This is a genomic window from Roseateles sp. P5_B10 (assembly GCF_056400485.1).
Genome location: NZ_JBFULE010001001.1, coordinates 1 through 1,689 on the forward strand (window position 1 = coordinate 1; position 1,689 = coordinate 1,689).

Annotated in this window: 3 protein-coding genes; all 3 read left to right on the forward strand. The window is 68.2% G+C overall.

From position 1 onward, the window contains the following. Positions 1–550, forward strand: a 550-nt coding sequence (locus tag AC1DU6_RS30150; protein ID WP_477861719.1) for an aminotransferase class III-fold pyridoxal phosphate-dependent enzyme, incomplete at its 5' end; no start/stop codon positions are given. Positions 551–599: 49 nt separating this feature from the next. Further along, positions 600–1,094: an Lrp/AsnC family transcriptional regulator gene (locus tag AC1DU6_RS30155; protein WP_457326081.1), complete on the forward strand. Its 495-nt coding sequence runs from the start codon at positions 600–602 to the stop codon at positions 1,092–1,094. A 365-nt stretch (positions 1,095–1,459) separates the two neighbouring features. Continuing rightward, positions 1,460–1,689: porin (locus tag AC1DU6_RS30160; RefSeq protein WP_477861721.1), on the forward strand; the 230-nt coding region annotated here is incomplete at its 3' end.

Here is a 1,689-nt window from a genome sequence, read left to right on the forward strand (position 1 = left end):
GATGACGCTGGCCAAGGGCCTGACCTCGGGCTATGTGCCGATGGGCGCGACGATGATGTCGGAACGGGTCTACGCCGGCATCGCCGACGGTGYCCCGGCCGGCCAGCCCATCGGCCACGGCGCGACCTACTCCGCGCATCCGGTGTCTGCAGCGGTGGCGCTGGAAGTGATCCGCTTGTACGAAGAGGGCGGCATCCTCGCCAACGCCCAGCGCGTTGCCGCGCGCTTTGCCGCCGGGCTGGAGGCCTTGCGCTCGCACCCGCTGGTGGGCGACGTGCGCTACCGCGGCCTGCTCGGCGCGCTGGAATTGGTGAGCGACAAGGCCAGCCGGCGCGGCTTCGACCCGGCATTGGGCCTGGCCGACCGACTGTTCGCCCTCGGCTACCAGCGCGGCCTCGTGTTCCGCAGCTTCGGCGACCACGTGCTCGGCTTCGCGCCGGCGCTGACGATCACCGAGGTCGAGCTCGACGAGTTGTTCACGCGCCTGCGCCGCGTGCTGGACGATGCGTTGGAAGCACCCAACGTGCGCACGGCGATGGCCGGCGGCTGAACGCCGGCGCCACACAATCGCGCCATTCGCCAACCTTTGGGCACCCACCATGGCAGAAGCTCTCAAACTCGACCGGTTGGACCTGCGCATCCTGGCCCAGTTGCAGAAGAACGGCCGCATCACCAACGTCGATCTCGCCGATGCGGTCGGGCTGTCACCGAGCCCCTGCCTCATCCGCGTCAAGCGCCTGGAGCAGGCCGGCTACATCAGCGGCTACGGCGCCCATCTGCGGCTGGAGAAGCTGGGCGACACGCTGACGGTGTTCACCGAAGTCACGCTGACCGACCACCACCGCGAAGACTTCATCCGCTTCGAGACCGCGATCCGCGAGGTCGACGAGATCCTCGAGTGCCACCTCGTCAGCGGCGGCTACGACTACCTGCTGCGCTTCATGACACGCGGCGTGAACCACTACCAGCAGGTCATCGAAGGCCTGCTCGAACGCAACATCGGCATCGAGAAGTACTTCAGCTACATCGTCATCAAGTCGCCGTTCGTGAAGACGCATTGCCCGATCGAGAAGCTGTTCCACGAAACGCGCTGAGCTCGCGCGCCGACCTGAGCAGGCCCGCACCATGCGGGCCTGCTGCGCATTGGGCCGCCCCCACTTCACGCCGCTGACACAGGCCACCTGAACCCGCGCCGCCGCGTCGTGATGATGCCGCAGACGCTGCCGGCAACGCCCCTCTCAACCGCAGCAATCGCCTGCGCGCCGCGCGGTTTCGGCATCGGCGCAGATCGCGCTGCCCGCGCCTTCCACAACCGCAGTTCGTGCCGCCGCGGGCGGCCACAACGCGACGCCGCGCGAAGCCCCCGGTGCTGGAATGCCCTGGCACCGAGCGGTGCGGCTTCCGGATCGAAGTTGCAGCCCCTCGTCGTCGCCGACAAGCAACCTACAAGAGGGAATCCATGACAGCTTTCACCCGTATCCGCCTTCTCGTCGTCACTGGCGCCGCCTTGTGCGGCAGCGTCGCCAACGCGCAATCCAACGTCACGGTCAGCGGCAGTATCGACGCGGGCGTGTTCCGCGACACAGCCGGCCGCACGAACGTCGGCACCATCCAGCGCAGCCACCTGGAGTTCGCGGGCAACGAGGATCTCGGCGACGGCCTGGCCGCGACCTTCCGCCTGCGCCACCG